Annotated in this window: 16 protein-coding genes; 9 read left to right on the top strand and 7 right to left on the bottom strand. The window is 68.8% G+C overall.

The features are described 5' to 3' along the window. The first annotated feature begins 25 nt into the window (after window positions 1–25). Complete coding sequence (locus B0E52_RS08360; RefSeq protein ID WP_077483361.1) at window positions 26–811, top strand: ankyrin repeat domain-containing protein; 786 nt, start codon at window positions 26–28, stop codon at window positions 809–811. 121 nt (window positions 812–932) lie between these two features. Further along, window positions 933–2,300 carry a glutamate--cysteine ligase gene (locus tag B0E52_RS08355; protein WP_077483360.1) on the top strand — a complete coding sequence of 456 codons (1,368 nt, stop codon included), beginning with the start codon at window positions 933–935 and terminating at the stop codon, window positions 2,298–2,300. Window positions 2,301–2,364: 64 nt separating this feature from the next. Here the strand turns inward: B0E52_RS08355 and dcp are convergent, their stop codons facing one another. From dcp to B0E52_RS08335, 4 genes are all read right to left on the bottom strand, one after another. Beyond that, on the bottom strand, window positions 2,365–4,584 hold the full coding sequence (dcp, locus tag B0E52_RS08350; protein ID WP_077483359.1) for a peptidyl-dipeptidase Dcp: 2,220 nt from the start codon (window positions 4,582–4,584) through the stop codon (window positions 2,365–2,367). A gap of 122 nt (window positions 4,585–4,706) precedes the next feature. Beyond that, entirely contained in the window at window positions 4,707–5,057 is a 351-nt protein-coding gene (locus B0E52_RS08345) for a hypothetical protein (protein ID WP_077483358.1), read from the bottom strand. A gap of 58 nt (window positions 5,058–5,115) precedes the next feature. Then, complete coding sequence (bioD, locus tag B0E52_RS08340) at window positions 5,116–5,793, bottom strand: dethiobiotin synthase (protein ID WP_077483357.1); 678 nt, start codon at window positions 5,791–5,793, stop codon at window positions 5,116–5,118. Then, the gene (locus tag B0E52_RS08335) at window positions 5,790–6,461 is read right to left on the bottom strand and encodes a TMEM175 family protein (protein ID WP_077483356.1); all 672 of its coding nucleotides are present in this window, start codon (window positions 6,459–6,461) and stop codon (window positions 5,790–5,792) included. Before B0E52_RS08335 ends, bioD begins: the two co-directional genes overlap by 4 nt. 149 nt (window positions 6,462–6,610) lie before the next feature. Here B0E52_RS08335 and B0E52_RS08330 point away from each other — a divergent pair, with 149 nt between their 5' ends. Continuing rightward, window positions 6,611–7,102: a GAF domain-containing protein gene (locus tag B0E52_RS08330; protein WP_077483355.1), complete on the top strand. Its 492-nt coding sequence runs from the start codon at window positions 6,611–6,613 to the stop codon at window positions 7,100–7,102. 131 nt (window positions 7,103–7,233) lie between these two features. Here the strand turns inward: B0E52_RS08330 and yihA are convergent, their stop codons facing one another. Then, a complete protein-coding gene (gene yihA, locus B0E52_RS08325) occupies window positions 7,234–7,866 on the bottom strand; it encodes a ribosome biogenesis GTP-binding protein YihA/YsxC (protein ID WP_077483354.1) in 633 nt (210 codons plus the stop codon). A 107-nt stretch (window positions 7,867–7,973) separates the two neighbouring features. Between yihA and B0E52_RS08320 the strand changes: the two genes are divergently transcribed. From B0E52_RS08320 to B0E52_RS08300, 5 genes are all read left to right on the top strand, one after another. Beyond that, window positions 7,974–8,750 carry a c-type cytochrome gene (locus B0E52_RS08320; protein WP_077483353.1) on the top strand — a complete coding sequence of 259 codons (777 nt, stop codon included), beginning with the start codon at window positions 7,974–7,976 and terminating at the stop codon, window positions 8,748–8,750. 71 nt (window positions 8,751–8,821) lie between these two features. Then, window positions 8,822–9,712, top strand: coding sequence for a thiol:disulfide interchange protein DsbA/DsbL (locus tag B0E52_RS08315; RefSeq protein WP_077483352.1), 891 nt, complete (start codon window positions 8,822–8,824; stop codon window positions 9,710–9,712). Between the two features lie 55 nt (window positions 9,713–9,767). After that, on the top strand, window positions 9,768–10,430 hold the full coding sequence (locus B0E52_RS08310; RefSeq protein WP_077483351.1) for a thiol:disulfide interchange protein DsbA/DsbL: 663 nt from the start codon (window positions 9,768–9,770) through the stop codon (window positions 10,428–10,430). 69 nt (window positions 10,431–10,499) lie between these two features. Continuing rightward, window positions 10,500–11,294, top strand: a complete 795-nt coding sequence (locus B0E52_RS08305; protein WP_077483350.1) for an endonuclease/exonuclease/phosphatase family protein — start codon at window positions 10,500–10,502, stop codon at window positions 11,292–11,294. Continuing rightward, complete coding sequence (locus tag B0E52_RS08300; protein WP_077483349.1) at window positions 11,291–11,683, top strand: hypothetical protein; 393 nt, start codon at window positions 11,291–11,293, stop codon at window positions 11,681–11,683. The genes B0E52_RS08305 and B0E52_RS08300 overlap by 4 nt, the downstream gene beginning before the upstream one ends. Here the strand turns inward: B0E52_RS08300 and B0E52_RS08295 are convergent. Together B0E52_RS08295 and B0E52_RS08290 are read right to left on the bottom strand one after the other, a co-directional pair. Continuing rightward, window positions 11,667–12,350 (bottom strand): SDR family NAD(P)-dependent oxidoreductase, encoded by a 684-nt coding sequence (locus tag B0E52_RS08295; protein ID WP_077483393.1) that lies wholly within the window; start codon window positions 12,348–12,350, stop codon window positions 11,667–11,669. The two genes, B0E52_RS08300 and B0E52_RS08295, sit on opposite strands and share 17 nt — an antisense overlap. 22 nt (window positions 12,351–12,372) lie before the next feature. Further along, window positions 12,373–13,980 carry a glycoside hydrolase family 17 gene (locus B0E52_RS08290; protein WP_077483348.1) on the bottom strand — a complete coding sequence of 536 codons (1,608 nt, stop codon included), beginning with the start codon at window positions 13,978–13,980 and terminating at the stop codon, window positions 12,373–12,375. A 130-nt stretch (window positions 13,981–14,110) separates the two neighbouring features. Here B0E52_RS08290 and B0E52_RS08285 point away from each other — a divergent pair, with 130 nt between their 5' ends. Next, window positions 14,111–16,213 carry a transglycosylase SLT domain-containing protein gene (locus tag B0E52_RS08285; RefSeq protein ID WP_077483347.1) on the top strand — a complete coding sequence of 701 codons (2,103 nt, stop codon included), beginning with the start codon at window positions 14,111–14,113 and terminating at the stop codon, window positions 16,211–16,213. Window positions 16,214–16,295 lie beyond the last annotated feature (82 nt).

The raw sequence follows: 16,295 nt of genomic DNA, 5'->3' as shown, positions 1-16,295 counted from the left end.
AAGCCGCCCCACGAGGAAACACGGAATGCTTGCTCGTCTCGCCCTGATCGCTTGCGCGCTCTGCGCGCTGCAATCCGCCATCGCCGCGGAACCGGCGCCCGCCAGCAGCGCCAACCTCTGCCGGCAGGCATTGCCCACGATCCGCGGACTCTGGCAGCACGACCTCTACGATGCCCCGCCCGCCGTGGCGGCGGTGATGGCCGATGCCATCGACGGCAAGCTGCCGCAGGTGCGCCAGGGTCTCGCCGCGTTGCCCGCGGCCGAGCAGGCGCATTGGCGCCAGGCCGCCATGCTCACCGCAGCCAACGCCTACCAGCCGGCCGTGGTCGATGGCCTGCTGGACGACGGCGCCGCGGTGGACGAACCGGTACGGCTGCCGCCTCTCAAAGGCAGCTTCTACCCGCAGACCGTGAGCGCCATGGCACACGACCCGCGCTTCGGTCCCGGCGTGGCGAAAGGGCTCCAGTCGGCCGGCGTCATGAACAACCATGGCAACCTGGTCGGCCCTGCCCTGCCGCTCGCCGTCGTGTGCGGCGACACCGCCACGCTCGACGTGTTGCTCCACCACCACGCCAACGTCATGGCACGCGCGGCGCCGAACGTGGCCGATGCCTTGACCGCAGCCGTGGTCAACGGCGACGCCCCCATCGTGAGCCGCCTGCTCGACCATGGTGCCGACGCCTGCGCGGACGACCGCCGCATCCGCAAACCCGGCACCACGCTGGCCAGCATCGGCCAGCGCAACCACCTGCCCGACGCACTGGTGCTGCGCCTGACCTGCCGCGCACCCGCTACCGCCGCCTTCCACTGACCAGCTGGCGCGACACGGCGGCGACCTCCTGTACCGCCGCGTACAAATATTTTCCGTCAACCCCTTTTCGTGGCCGCGCGGCGGCTCCATAGTCGATGCTCCCCACCGCGAGGTTGCGCCCGTGTCCATACCCAGTGCCGTCAAGAGCACGCCCATCGCCGGGCGCCAGCAACTGGTCGACTACCTCGCCGCCGGCGAGAAGCCGCGCGAGGCTTGGCGCATCGGCACCGAGCACGAGAAGTTCGGCTTCCGCACAGACGACCTGCGCGCTCCGCCGTTCGAGGGCGAGCGCGGCATCCGCGCACTGCTCGAAGGCATCGCCGCGCGTTACGGCTGGGAGATCGCCCGCGAAGGCGATATTCCGGTCGCGCTCACCCGCGACAAGGCCAACATCACGCTGGAGCCGGCCGGCCAGCTGGAACTGTCCGGCGCGCCGCTGGAAACCATCCACCAGACCTGCTGCGAGGTGAACTCGCATCTGGAGGAAGTGCGCTCCGTGGCCGACGGCATGGGCCTGGGTTTCCTCGGCATGGGCTTCCAGCCGAAGTGGCGGCGCGACGAGATGCCGTGGATGCCCAAGGGCCGCTACAAGATCATGCGCGAATACATGCCCAAGGTCGGCTCGCTCGGCCTGGACATGATGACGCGCACCTGCACCGTGCAGGTGAACCTGGATTTCTCGTCCGAAGCGGACATGATCAAGAAATTCCGCACCAGCCTCGCGCTGCAGCCGATCGCCACCGCGCTGTTCGCCGATTCGCCGTTCACGGAAGGACGTCCAAACGGCTATCTGTCCTACCGCTCGCACATCTGGACCGACACCGACGCCGACCGCACCGGCATGCTCGACTTCGTGTTCGCCGACGGCTTCGGCTACGAGCGCTACGTCGACTACATCCTCGACGTACCGATGTACTTCAGCTACCAGGACGGCAGGTACATCGACCTCGCCGGCCAGGACTTCAAGCGCTTCATGGCCGGCGAACTCGCCGCGCTGCCCGGCACCAAGGCGACCATGAAGGACTGGGCCGACCACCTCACCACCGCCTTCCCCGAGGTGCGCCTCAAGCAGTACCTGGAAATGCGCGGCGCCGACGGCGGCCCGTGGAACCGGCTGTGCGCGCTGCCCGCGTTCTGGGTCGGCCTGCTCTACGACGACGAGGCGCTGGACGCGGCGTGGAACCTGGTCAAGGACTTCACCATGGCCGAGCGCCATACGCTCCGCGACGACGTGCCGAAGCAGGCGCTGAAACTGCCGTTCCGCCACGGCACGGTACGCGACCTCGCCGGCGAGGCGCTGAAGATCGCCGCCCACGGCCTGCAACGCCGTGCTCGCCTCAATCGCAACGGCGCCGACGAGCGCATCTACCTCGAACCGCTGCTCGAGATCGTCGAGGCGAACCAGACCCCGGCCGAACGCAAGCTGGAACTGTTCCACGGCGCCTGGGGCGGCAGCGTGAACCCGGTGTTCCGCGAGTTCGCGTACTGACCGAACCCGTCGACAAGAAAGGCCGGCAATGCCGGCCTTTCCTGTTACGAACAACGAACGCCGCTTACTTCTTCGGCGCTTCCTTCAACCCGCGGTCGATCAGCATCGGCTCGATGCTGGGGTCCTGGCCGCGCCAGTCCTTGTACAGCTTGGACAGTTCCTCGCTGTTGCCGCGCGAGAGCACCATGTCGCGGAAGCGCTGGCCGTTGGCGCGGGTCAGTTCGCCGTGTTCCTTGAACCACTCGAAGGCGTCGTCGGCGAGCATCTGCGTCCACAGGTAGGCGTAGTAGCCGGCCGAGTAGCCGTTGCTCCAGATGTGCAGGAAGTAGCTGGAGCGGTAGCGCGGCGGCACGTAGGAAAGATCAACGCCATCCTTCTTCAGCGCGGCGGCCTCGAACTTGTCGGCGTCCTGCTTCGGCGCGTCGGCGCCCAGCATGTGCCAGTTCATGTCGAGCATGGCGGCGGCCACCAGTTCGGTCATGTCGTAGCCCTTGTTGAACATGCCGGCCTTCTTCATCTTGTCGACCAGCGCCTGCGGCATCGGCGCGCCGGTCTGGTAGTTCTTCGCGTAGTTCGCGAACACCTTGGGATTGGTGGCCCAGTGCTCGTTGAACTGCGACGGGAATTCCACGAAGTCGCGCGCGGTCTGCGTGCCGGACAGGCTCGGGTATTCCCCGTCGGCGAAGATGCCGTGCAGGCCGTGGCCGAACTCGTGGAACATGGTGACCACGTCGTCCATCGACAGCAGCGCCGGCTGGCCGGCCGAGGGCTTGGTGAAGTTGGCGACGTTGTAGATCACCGGCTTCGTGCCGAGCAACTTCGACTGCTGGACGAAGTTGTCCATCCAGGCGCCGCCCTGCTTGTTGTCGCGCTTGAAGTAATCGCAGTAGAACAGCGCCAGCGACTTGCCGTCCTTGTCGAATACCTCGAACACGCGCACGTCCGGGTTGTACACCGGGATGTCGTGGCGCTCCTTGAAGGTCAGCCCGTAGAGCTGGTTGGCGGCGTAGAACACGCCATTCTGCAACACGTTGTCGAGCTCGAAGTAGGGCTTGATCTGGCTCTCGTCGAGGTCGTACTTGGCCTTGCGCACCTGCTCGGCGTAGTACTGCCAGTCCCACGGCTCCAGCTTGAAACTGGGCTGGTTGAGTGCCTTCTGGTCCTTGTCGATCTGCGCCTGGATGTCGGCGGCTTCCTGTTTCGCGCGCGCCACGGCGGCGGGCGCCAGCTTGTCCATGAAGCCCATCACCGCTTCGGGCGTCTTCGCCATCTGGTCCTGCAGCGTCCACGCGGCGTAGTTCGGGAAGCCCAGTAGCTTCGCTTCCTGCGCGCGGATCTGCGCCAGCTGCTCGATGATGTCGCGGGTGTCGTCGGCGTTGCCGAGTTCGGCGCGGTTCCACGATGCCTCGTACAGCGCCTTGCGGGTGGCGCGATCCTTGAGGCTCTGCAGCGCCGGCTGCTGGGTGGTGTTCTGCAGCGTGATCACCCACTTGCCGGTGAGCCCGCGATCCTTGGCGGCCTGCGCGGCGGCGGCGATATCCTCGTCGGACAAGCCGTCCAGCCTGGCCTTGTCGTCGACCACCAGCGCACCGTCCTTGGCGGCGGCAAGCAGCTTGTTGTTGAACTGCGCCTCCAGCGTGGATTCCTGCTGGTTGAGCGCCTTCAGCGTGGTCTTGTCGGCGTCGGACAGCTTGGCGCCGTGCTGCACGAACTCGCGGTAGGTCACCTCGACCAGGCGCAGCGATTCGGGATCGAGCTTCAGCGTGGCGCGCTCGTCGTAGACCTTCTGGATGCGCGCGAACAGCTTGCCATCGAGGTACTTGGCGTCGTCGTGCGCAGCCTGCTTCGGCGCCTCCTCTTCCTGCACCTTCTGCAGCGTGTCGTCGGTGTTGGCCGAGGTGACGCCGTTGAACACCGCCATCACCCGGTTGAACAGCGCACCGGATTTCTCCAGTGCCACGAAGGTGTTCTCGAACGTGGGCGGCTCGGGGTTGTCGGCGATCTTCCGCCACTCGGCGAGCTGGGCGGCCATGCCCTTCTCGATCGCCGGCTGGTAGTCGCTGTCCTTGATCTTGTCGAACGGCGGCGCCTGGAACGGCAGCGTGCTGGCGGCGAAGAACGGATTGACGGCATTCGCATCGGCCACCGGCGCGGCGGCACTGGCCGCACTGGCCGGTGCGGTGGAAGCCGAGGCCGGCGCGGATTTGCCGGCCTCATGCGGGCCCTGCGAACAGGCGGCGAGGGCGATGCTGGTGGCGATGACGATCATGCGTGGACGGAACATGCGGTATTCCCGGTCGGTGCGCCCTGCTGCGGGCGGAAAAGTCGGCAGCCGCCGACTCTAACGACACCGGACCGGATTTTGCCAGCCGCAGCGCAGCGAACCGTCGCAGGCCGCCGCGCGATTCATGCCTGGCGCACGTCGCGCAGCTGCCACGCCGCACCGATCAGCCAGTTCAGGCGCTGGCGCAACAGGCTCATCGGCAGACTGGTCAGCACGTCCACCTCGACATGCAGGTCGGCCACCTTGGCATGCACCTGCGCCTGCGCATCGGTGGCGCCCAGCGCGGGGTCCACCTCGTCCGGCTCCGGTTGCTGCGCGCGCCAGTGCTCGAACAGCGCCGGACTGTGCAAGGCCTCCTCCAGCGCGGCGGCGAAGTCGGCGGGGCCCGCGCCGTCCCAGCTCAGCGCGGGATCGCTGCCGCGTGCATGGACGAGATCCGCGATGGAAAGGTAGTAGTGGTTGCGGCTGCTCATGGCGCCCCCTTGTGCATGCCCGCCAGCATGCGCAAGCCGCGGCATGCCGAACGTGAATTCAAGCGAGCAACCGGGCCAGATCGAGCGCGGCGACCGCCTGCGCCGGCGCCACGCCATGCGGCAGCACGCCGAGGCAGGGCGCGGGCAGCAGCTCGCGCAAGGTGGCGAGGTTTTCCTCCAGCGCGTCCATCGCCGGATCGATGCGGTTGCCGATCCAGCCGGCGAGGCGGCAGCCGTCGGCCAGGATGGCTTCGACGCTGAGCAAACTGTGGCTGAGACAGCCCAGCCTGAGCCCCACCACGAAGACCACCGGCAGCTCCCACGCCTTCGCGATGTCGGAGGCGAATAGTCCAGGCGCCAGCGGCACGCGCCAGCCGCCCACGCTCTCCACCACCACCACGTCGTGTTCGGCGCACAGCGCGTCGAACGCGGCGCGCAAGGGTGGCAAGGCGATCGTCACGCCCTCGTGTGCAGCCGCCAGATGCGGCGACAAGGGTTCGCGCAATGCCACCGGATTGCTGCGCGAATAAGGCGGCAGCGGCGCGCTGCTGGCCGCGCGCAGCGCCAGCGCATCCTCGTTCTGCAGGCCGTGCATGGTCTCGATGCAGCCGCTGGCCACCGGCTTCATGCCGGTGCTGCGCAGGCCGGCCGCGCGCAGCGCATGCAGCAACGCGCAACTGGCGTGGGTCTTGCCGATGCCGGTGTCGGTGCCGGCGATGAACAGCGCCGTGCTCATGCGACGGGATGCCGGCGCTTGTACCAAATGATTGCCGGGCCGATCAGGCCCAGCAGGATGTATTCGAGGCCCGCCAGCGACAACAGTCCTTCCGGAACCAGCAGCGCGGTCAGCGCCGAGAGCATTCCGACCACGGCCGGAATGCTCCAGACCAACGCCTGGATGCCGGCCTGCCGGTGTGCTTCGGCGCTGGTGTCCACCAGACGCGCGGCATGCCGAAAGAGCATGACCAAGGTGCCGGCCATGCACGTAAAGGCGAGGCCGTAGCAGGCGAACATGATCCGCCCATCGGCAGGCGATTGCAGCGCGATGTCACTGGAGAGCACGCCGCCGCTGAGGCCGTACAACGCTGCGCCGTACACCATGTGCAATGGATAGACGAAGATCAACGCGAAGAACACCAGCGTCAGCGACAGCAGCAGACCGGTTCGCGAGGTTCGCGTGCACAGGTGGCGCCAGCGCACGTGACCGTGCCACATCCAGGCGATCTGGGCGAAGCAGACCGCCGCCGCCGGTACGCCGGCCAGGATATGCAGCAGCTTCTCCGCCGTGTTCGGGATGGTTTCGCCGCCGATGGCCAGCAAGGTCAGCGTGAACGCGAACGCGCCGTCCACGAACATGTCCAGTCGTCCCGCCTCGATGCCTTCGCGATGTTCGACCAGGCTCATGTCCCACCCTCATCCGTGCGACCCGCGCATAATACGGGTTCCGGCTTCGTTCTTGCCGTTCGACTGGACTGCGTTCGGGCGATCAGCGGCGAAAAGCCATTCCCTCGGCTCACCGCAGCCGGTCGACGCCAGACTCTTGCGAGCGCACCATGTTCGAAGTGAAAACCCAGGCCTACGCGAACAAGCGCGAACACTATGCCGACCTCGCGCAGCAGGCGCGGGGCCTCCTGCACGGCGAACCCAGCCTGATCGCGAACGCGGCGAACTTCTCCGCGCTGGTATTCCACAGCCTGCCCGGGCTCAACTGGTGCGGCTTCTACCTGTACGACGGCAAGGAACTCGTGGTCGGACCGTTCCAGGGCAAGCCGGCCTGCATCCGCATCGCGCTGGGCCGTGGCGTATGCGGCACGGCGGCGCAGACACGGCAGACGCAGCTGGTGCGCGACGTCAACGCGTTCGACGGCCACATCGCCTGCGACGCCGCCTCGCAATCGGAGATCGTGGTGCCGCTGGTGCAGGCCGACGGCAGCCTGCTCGGCGTATGGGACGTGGACAGCCCGCACGTGGCGCGCTTCGACGCGGAGGACCGCGCCGGCATGGAGACGCTGTGCGCGGTGTTCATGGAAGCCCTCGAGGCTTAGATCGCGCCTTTCCCGCAGACTGCGACGATCTGCCGCGCATGCGCGCCGCATGTCGCGCGTAGGAGCGCACCCTGTGCGCGATGGTCTCTGGTTTTGTTCAGCGCCAGAGCCATCGCGCACAGGGTGCGCTCCTACAACCGCGGCGTACTCAGCAGTTCCACCACCCGTTCGCGCGCCTCGTCCACGCCGGTGCCGGCGGGCGCGGAAAACACCTGGGCAGTGGCGTGCAGGCCGTCGGGAAAGCTCTTGCGCATCGCCGCCAGCGCCTGCGCGGCCTGGTTGCGCGAGAGCTTGTCGGCCTTGGTCAGCAACAGGTGGCAAGGCAGGCCGGTGGCGAAGCAGAAATCCAGCATCATCCGGTCGAACTCCTTGAGCGGATGGCGGATGTCTGCGATCAGCACCACGCCGCGCAGGCTCTGGCGCCGATGCAGGTAAGCGTCGATCTCCTGCTTCCAGTGCTCGCGCATCTCCAGCGGCACCTTGGCATAGCCGTAGCCGGGCAGGTCGATCAGGCGAGCCTCCAGCAGCGGCGCGCCCTCGCCCTGCACCAGCGGCGGCAGCGCGAACGCCACCATCTGCTGCGTGCGGCCGGGCGTCTTCGAGGTGCGTGCCAGGCCCTTGTGGTTGGTGAGCGCGTTGAGCGCGCTGGACTTGCCCGCGTTGGAGCGGCCGGCGAACGCCACCTCGGCGCCCGTATCGGCGGGCAGTTGGCTGATGCGGTGGGCGGCGAGCACGAAATGCGCGCCTTGCAGGGGATTGGGCATGGTTTGACCGGAGCGCGAAGGCACGGGGATAATCCGATGGTTTCTGCCCGTGGCGCCGGTACCGGCAAGCGGTGGCAGCCTTCGACAGTTTCTGAGAGGGGAAGTGTATGGGTTTTCGGTTCGCAGGTTCTCGACCCGCCGCGCTGGGTTCCGCCGCGGTCCTGATCTTCGCCCTGGCTGCAGGCACGGCGGTGGCACAGGATGCCGCCAAGTCGACAGCCGCACCGGCCGCGGCCGCCACGACCGACCAACCCGCCGCTGCCGCGCCGGCCGCCGAAGCCGCGACGAAGCCGGGCGACGCCACCGCGGGCCAGGCCAAGGCCGCCGCCTGCGGCGCCTGCCACGGCATGGACGGCAACTCCACCGATCCGCAATACCCCAAGCTGGCCGGACAGAGCGAGCAGTACATCGTCCACCAGCTGCAGAACTTCAAGAGCGGCCGGCGCCAGAACCCGATCATGCTGGGCATGGCCACGCCGCTGTCCGAACAGGACATGCACGACATCGGCGCCTACTTCGCCAGCAAGACCGCGCTGCCCGGCGTGGCCGATCAGGCGCTGGTCGAGCACGGCCAGCAGCTGTTCCGCGAGGGCGACGTCAAGCGCGGCATTCCCGCCTGCATGGCTTGCCACAGCATCGACGGCCGCGGCAATCCCGGCGCGATGTACCCACAGCTGGAGAGCCAGCACGCGCAGTACGTCCAGGCCACGCTGAAGGCTTGGCATGACGGCACCAGCTGGGGCACGGATGCGCACTCGCAAATCATGCCGGCGATTGCCCAGAAACTGAGTACGGACGACATCGCCGCGCTGGCCAGCTACGTCGAAGGCCTGCATCCGGCCACTGCGGAAGACCTGCAGAAGCCGGCCGCAGCCACGCCTTGATCCTCCGCCGGATGCGCCGGCGACAAGTCTGCGCATCCGCGTCCCGCGTACCCGCACCACCGAGGTAACCCATGTTGAAGCGTCTGGCTATCCTGTGCGCCGCCCTGCTGGCGCTGACCGCCTGCGGCCATTCCAGCGACAACGGCACGGCCGCGCCGACCACGCCCGCGGCCACCAGCACCGCCGCGACGGCACCGGCTGCGCCCGCGACCGCCAACGCACCGGCACCGGCAGCCAGTGCCGCGCCGACCACCGCGGCAAGCACGGCCACGCCCGCGGCCGCAGCAACGACGGCAGCCGCGACCCCGCCCGCCGCCGCGCCCTTCGTCGACGACGGCAAGTGGGTCGAGGGCAAGGATTACTTCCGCATCGACCCGGCCCAGCCCAAAGCCGTCGCCACCGACAAGATCGAGGTGGTGGAGGTGTTCTCCTACGCCTGCCCGGCCTGCAACAGCTTCCACATCGCGATGGACCAGATCGAGAAGAGCCTGCCGGCGGATGCCGTGGTGCATTACCTGCCCGCCGCCTTCCGTCCCGACGAGAACTGGCCCCTGTACCAGCGCGCGTTCTACGCCGCCGAGGCGCTGGGTGTGCGCGCCAAGACCCAGGACGCGATGTTCGACGCCACCTGGAAGACCGGCGAGACCGCCACCTACGACCTCAACACCGGCCGCCCCAAGCCCAAGGGCGCGTGGCCCACGATCGAGGACATCGCGAAGTTCTACGCGAAGTACGGCGTGGACCCCAAGGAATTCGTGGCGGTGGCCAACTCCTTCTCGGTCAACACCAAGATGAAGCAGGCCGACGACCTCATCAAGGCCTACGGCGTGCCCGGCACGCCCACCATCGTGGTGGACGGCAAGTACCGCTTCTCGCCCTCAGACGTGCACACCGTGCAACGCGCGATCGAGCTGACCCAGTGGCTGGTGGCCAAGGAAGCCGCCGCCGGTGCCGGCAAGTAGGAGCGGCTTCAGCCGCGACGCCCTCTTCCTGAAACCACTCCCCGAGCATCCTTCGATGAAGCACCTCGCCCGTCTGCGCACCATCACCCTGCTCGTCGGCCTCGCGCTCGCCAGCGCCTGCACCGCTCAATCCGGCACGCCCGCCCCGTACACCGAGGGCGACCAGTACGTGACCCTGCCCGGCCCGCACCAGCGCTACAGCGATGAGGGCAAGGTCGAGGTGGCCGAGGTGTTCTCCTACGGCTGCATCCATTGCGCCGAGTTCGCGCCCATCGCCGAGAAGCTGAAGGAGTCGCTGCCCAAGGGCGTCAAGTTCGAGCTGGTGCCGGCGCCGTTCAGCGCCGAGTGGCTGCCGTTCGCGCGCGCCTACTACGCAGCCAAGCAGCTGGGCGTGGCGGATCGCACCCACCTGCAGCTGTTCGTGGCCAAGTTTGCCCAGCACTATCCGATCAACACGATGGACGAACTGGCCGACTACTACGCCCGCGAAGGCGTGAACCGCGCCGAGTTCATGCGCCTCGCCACCTCCGACGCCGCCACCGCGAAGCTGAAGGCGGACCTGGCGTTGATCCAGAAGTGGGGCGTCGACGGCACGCCATCGATCGTGATCGACGGCAAGTACCGCGTCACCAACGTGCACACCCTGGACGAGCTGTCCGCGGTGGCACAGTGGCTGGCCAAGCGCGAACTGGCCGAGGCGGACAAGGGCGGCAAGTAATCGCCTGAACGCTGGCCGCGCGGGCGTTCACGTTCGCTGCGGCCTTTCGCGTGTACCGTACGCAGCCTGATGAACCGTGCCGCCCCCGTCCCCGCCGCCGCCGAACACCGCCTGCGCCTGCTGAGCTGCAACATCCTCGCCGGCGCCAGCGTGCAGCGCTACAGCGAATACGTCACCCGCAGCCTCAATGCGGTATTGCCGGGGCGCAGCAAGATCGACAACCTCGACCGCCTCGCCGCGCTGCTGCCGCAGTTTGACGTGATCGGGCTGCAGGAAGTCGACGCCGGCAGCCTGCGCTCGGGCTTCCTCAACCAGACGCGCTACCTCGCCGAAACCGCCGGCATGCCGTACTGGAGCCACCAGCCGAACCGCCCGGTGGCGAAGCTGTCGCATACCGCGAACGGGCTGATCAGCCGCATCGAACCCAGCGCGGTGATCGACTATCCGTTGCCCGGCCACGGCCGCGGCGCCTTGCTGGTGCGCTTCGGCGAAGGCGAAGGCGCGCTCGCCGTGATGATCGCCCACCTCTCGCTGCGTGCGCCCACGCGCGCGCGCCAGCTGGGCTTCATCGCCGAGATCCTGCAGGACCATCCGCACGTGGTGCTGATGGGCGACCTCAACACCGAGCTCGGGAGCACCGAGATGCGCCAGCTGTTCGCCCGCACGCGCCTGCAGCCACCCATGCAGCCCACGCCCACCTTTCCCAGCTGGAAGCCGAAACGCGCACTGGACCACATCCTCGTCTCGCCCTCGGTGGCGCTGGAGAAGGTATGGACGCTGCCGCAGGCGTTCTCCGACCATCTCGCGCTGGCGGCGGAGATCCGCCTGCCCACGACCCCACCTGCTCGCGGAGACCGTCGATGAGCGCCCGCTGGCTGCGCACCCTGACACCGTGGCTGCTGCTGGTGCTGGTCGGCTTGGCCGCGGCGGGGCTGCGCTACGGCCTGATCGAGCCACCCGCGATGGCGCAGCTGTGCACGGCGGCGCAGGCACCCGCCTGGTGCGCGCTGCGCCAGGCGCTGGTGCTGGGCTTTCTGCATGACGTCTATGGCGTGATCGCGCTCGTTGCCGCGGTGCTGGCGCTGCTGCGCCGCTCGCGCGCGCTGGCGTGGCTGGCGGCGGCGCTGGGTGCGGTTGCGTTGCAGCTCTACAACTACGAGCCGGGTGCACTGGCGCTGCTGGTCGGCTGCCTGCGCCTGGTGCATTCGCAGGGCACAGGCAGCAACGTCGGGGCAACTACACCCGCCCGGTGACCGGAATCAGCGCGCCGGTGATCGCGCTGGCCGCATCCGACAGCAGGAACACGATCACACCCGCCAACTGCTCCGGCCGTACCCAGCAGCTGAAATCCGCCTTGGGCATGTCGGCACGGTTCGGCGGAGTGTCGATGATGCTGGGCAGCAGCGCATTGACGGTGATGCCGCGCGGCTTCAGCTCCTCGGCCAGAGACTCGGTGAAGCGCATCACACCCGACTTCGACGCGGTATAGGCGCCCACGCCGGCGCCGGCTTTCAACGCCGAGTTCGCGCCAATGTTGACGATGCGCCCGCGCCCGTCGGGCAGGTGCGGCAGCGCGGCCTTGCTCGCCGCCACCGCGGTGCGCAGGTTGATCCGGTAGAGCAGATCCCAGGTTTCCGGATCGCCGTCGGCCAGGGTCTCCCAGCGGAAGGTGCCAGCGATGTTCACCAGCGCGTCGAGCCCGCCCAATGCCTCGGCCGCGGCGTCGATCGCATGCTTCGCCGCGGCGGTGTCGGCCAGGTCCACGCCGCCGAAGCCGTGCGCCGCGCCCAGGTTCGCCGGCACCGGCGCGCGGTCGATCGCCGCCACCGCGGCGCCTGCGTCCAGCGCGGCGCGCACCACTGCTGCGCCCAAGGTGCCGAAGGCACCGGTCACCACGATGCGTTGCTTGTCCAGTTGCATGTTGTCGATCCTCGCCATGGAATCAACCGAGCATATCGCCTGCGCGCGCTCGGGTGGCACGCGCCTGCCATGCGGCCTGCAGCACCGGCACGGCGATGGCGAGGTTGAGCGCCAGCCACAGCCAAGTCGACGGGTTTTCGCCCAGCTCCAGCACCACCACCACGGCGGCCAGCAGTGGAAGCCATGCGGCGAGGAACAACGCCTCGCGCGTGGGCGTTCGCACGCGCTCGTTCAGCCACGCCGTCAGCGCATAACCCGCGCAAGGCAGCGCGAACAAGCCAAGCGGGAAGTCGCGGTAGCGGCCGTCGAACACCAGCAACAGGCCGTACAGCGTCAGCAGGAACAGCCAGACGAAACGCAGCCGCCCCGCCGGCGCCGGCTTGCATGGCGCGCCCGCCACTCGTCCAGCCAGCCAGCTCGCCAGCCGCAGCGCGGTCACCAGCGCGACCACGCAGGCAACGATGGAAACGATCCACTCCCAGTCATCGCGACAGGCATAGCTCATCTGCCGCCATTGCCAGGCCAGCGCGCAGCCGCTGGCGAAACCGGCCAGGCCCAGCGCCGTCCAGCCACGCCGTCGCTCCCAGCGCCGGCGACGCAGGCCGGCCAGCACGAACAGGGCCGCGCCGGCCGCGCCGGCCAGCCAGCCCAGCCACCAGCGCGGGATCTCCACCACCGGCCCCTGCATCGCGAACTTCGGCCGCGCCTGCGCATCGAAGATGCCCCAGTAGCCGCCTACCGTGCCCTCCTGCGCACGCTTCCACGGCTGGTCGAAGGCCTCGATCACGTTGTACGGCATATGCACGCTGGCCGCGTAGCGGAGGAATTCGCGCAGATAACGCGCCTCGTTCACCCGGCTGGCCACGGCATCGCGGCGCGGCCGGCCTGCGCTGGGCCAGCCGGTCTCGCCAATCATCACGCGCTTGCCCGGAAACGCCTGCTCGACCTTCGCGTAGACATCCTCGACGTGCCTGATCGCGCGCTCCGGCGGCACCGGCTGGTCCTCCCAGTACGGCAGGATGTGGATGGTGATGAAGTCCACCGCGCCGGCGAGTTCCGGATGACGCAGCCAGTATTCCCACACGTCGGCATAGCTCACCGGAATGTCCGCCGGCAGCGCCGTGCGCACCTCGCGCAGATAGCCGGCGATTTCCTTGCTCGACAACTCGCCGCGCAGCAGCACCTCGTTGCCGACGATCACCCCGCGCAGCACATCGGGATGCGCACGCGCTGTGGCAATGCCCAGCGCGACCTGTTCGGCGTTCGCCTTGGCATCGCGATCCAGCCAGATGCCCATCAGCACCTGCATGTGATAGCGCGCCGCGATACCCGGCACCGCGGACAGGCCCTGCCCCTGCGAGTACGTGCGCACGCAATCGAAACGCTCGGACAACGCGTGCAGGTCGGCGTCGATGCGCGCGGGGCTGACAAAGGCACGCGGATCCAGCGGCGTTTCGCCCGCTTCGCGGAACGGCGCGTAGGAGACGCAGGCGATGCGCGCCGAAGGCGCATCCGGCAGCTCCACCGGACGGCCCTTGCACCACCACCACGCTGCGCCGGCCAAGGCGAACGACACCAGCGCCAGCCAGGCGACGAGGCGACGGCCGCGGGACGAGGGAGAAAACGACATGCCAAGCCTGCGCGAACGGGAGCGAGGTGCGCCAGCTTATCAGGCGCGCAGCGCGCGCAAGCCGCGGCGCGCGCCGGTGCATTCAGGCGCTTCCACTACAATCGGCACAAGGGATCACCAAGGAGTTTGCATGTTTGCGAAGGCAGCGCCGCGGCGCCATTCCCTCACCCGCCTGTCGGCCCTGCTGTTGAGTTGCGGCGCCCTGCTCGTCGCCGTCGGTGCGCGCGCGGCCACTCCGACCGCAGCACAGCGCGCCGCGTTCAAGCAGGCCTGGGCCGCGGCCCAGCAGGGCGGCGACGGCTGGCGCGCGTACGCCGCGAAGCTGCGCAATTACCCGCTCTATCCCTACCTGCCCGCCGCCGCACTGGAGCACGACATCCGCCAGACCGACTTGGCCACGGTGCAGACGTATCTCGCGAAATATCCGGACCTGATCCCCGCGCAAGACCTGCGCCGCGACTTCCTGCTGGAGCTCGCGCGGCGCCAGGACTGGAGCGGTTACCTCGCGCTGTACCAGCCCGGCATGGGCGACGCGCTCGCCTGCGACGCGCTGCAGGCACGCATGGCGGGCGGCGCCACGCTGGACTTCGACCGCGACCTCGCCGATCTGTGGACCCGGCCCGAACTGCCCGGCGCCTGCGACTCCGTGCTGCAGACCTCGCACGACCAGGGCCTGCTGACCACGCCGCGCCTGTGGGCGCGCATCGACCGTGCCGTCGACGCCGGCAAGGGCGGCACCATCGCCGTGCTGGCCAACTGGCTGCCCGCGCCGCAGAACCAGGAAGCGCAGTGGCTGGCGCAAGCGCTGCGCGATCCCGCTTCCGCCGTGGCCGCTGCCGCGAGCTGGCCCGACACCGCGCGCGCGCGCCAGGCCGCCACGCTGGCGCTGGAGCGCCAGGCGCGCCGCGACACGCCCGCCGCCGACACGGCCTGGCAGCAACTGCAAACGCGCTTCCAGTTCAGCACCACGCAACGCAATGCGGTCCTGCGCGCGCTGGCGCTGTTCCACGCCACCGACTTCGACACGAACGCACTGCAGCGCCTGATCGCCCTGCCCGCCGCTGCGCAGACCGCCGCTACCCGCGAATGGCGCGTGCGCGTCGCGCTGGCCGCGCAGGACTGGCCGGCCGTGCTGGTGGCGATCGCGGCGATGCCGGCGGCGCAGCAGCAGGATGCCGAATGGCGCTGGTTTCGCGCCCGCGCCCTGGCCGCCACCGGCCACACCGAGCAGGCGCAGGCGATCTACGCCGAACTGGCCGATGCGACCACCTTCTTCGGCTTCCTCGCCGCCGACCAGATCAAGCAACCCTACGCGATCTGCCCGCGTACCCATGCCGACGACCCGCAGCAGGAACAGGCGCTGCTCGCGCAGCCCGGCCTGCTGCGTGCGTTCGAGCTGTTCGCGGTGGACCTGCCGAAGCTGGCGCGGCGCGAATGGTCGCGCGCACTGGATGGCGCCGACGAACGCACGCAGGTTCTGGCCGTCGAACTGGCGGACGCCCGCGGCTGGTACGACCGCGCGGCGTTCACCCTCAACCACGACGACGCGATGCGCTACTACACGCTGCGCTTCCCGCTGGCCAGCCAGGACGGCCTGGTGCCGCAGGCCGAGCAGGCCGGCATCGATCCCGCCTGGGCCTACGGCATCCTGCGCGCTGAAAGCGCCTGGATGAGCGATGCACGCTCCGGTGCCGACGCGCGCGGCCTGATGCAGCTGGTGCCCGCCACCGCCGCCCTGGTGGCCAAGCGCAACGGCCTGGCGTGGACCGGCGGCGACAGCCTGTACGACCCCGCGGTGAACATCGCGCTGGGCACGCGCTACTTGGCGCAGGTGGCGGCGCGCTTCAACGGCGCGCCCTGGCTCGCCAGCGCCGCCTACAACGCCGGCCCCAACCGCGTCGACCAGTGGGTGAGCGCGCGCAGTTCGCTACCGCCCGACCTGTTCATCGCCACCATCCCGTACAAGGAAACCCGCGAATACGTGGCGCGCGTGATGGACTACAGCGTGATGTACGACTGGCGCCTGCACGGCAAGGTGCTGCCGATGTCCGACCGGCTCACCCCGATCGGGCAGCCTTACGCGCTGCCGAACGGCATGACGCCGCGCAAGACCGTGGATTGCCCCGCGCCACCACCCGCACCCGCCGGTTCGATGCAGCCCCCGGCGATCGCGACATCAACGGGCGGCAGCTTCCGAGCCACGCCGACGACTGCGGGCAGCAGCCACCATTGATGCGACGATGGATCGATCGTACCCAACATGATAAGGGGGCAGGCGAGCCTTCGCGCTGCGAAGACCCTCCCGATTTCCATCT

It is taken from the genome of Rhodanobacter sp. C06 (assembly GCF_002001105.1).
Taxonomy (GTDB): domain Bacteria; phylum Pseudomonadota; class Gammaproteobacteria; order Xanthomonadales; family Rhodanobacteraceae; genus Rhodanobacter_A.
The sequence above is the reverse complement of the archived record's forward strand: the minus strand, read 5'-3'. Positions and strand labels throughout refer to the sequence as shown.